Origin of the sequence: Chryseobacterium sp. CH25 (genome assembly GCF_004119455.1) — a bacterium.
Taxonomy (GTDB): Bacteria; Bacteroidota; Bacteroidia; order Flavobacteriales; family Weeksellaceae; genus Chryseobacterium.
In genome coordinates this window covers 1-216 of record NZ_NRQT01000184.1, presented here as the reverse complement: position 1 = coordinate 216, position 216 = coordinate 1, and the positions used below count along the sequence as shown (strand labels likewise).

General features: G+C 42.6%; 1 protein-coding gene. It reads left to right on the top strand.

All coding sequences use genetic code 11. The annotated features are described in order from the left end of the window. On the top strand, positions 1-216 hold a 216-nt coding region (locus BOQ64_RS22895), incomplete at both ends, for a hypothetical protein (protein ID WP_164975891.1).

Genomic DNA, 216 nt, shown 5'->3' with positions numbered 1-216 from the left:
GTTACTGATGAAGATGGAAACCCCACTTTAGAGTTCAAAAACGGAAAAGGTCAGACCCTGTTGGTAAGGAAATTTGTAGGGACCTCTATGCAGGCAGATACTTACTATGTGTATAACGAATATGACCAGCTTGCCTTTGTTATTCCTCCCACTGCCGTTCAGCAGCCTATTACCGATGTACTTCTTGATGATTTGTGCTATCAGTACCGTTATGAC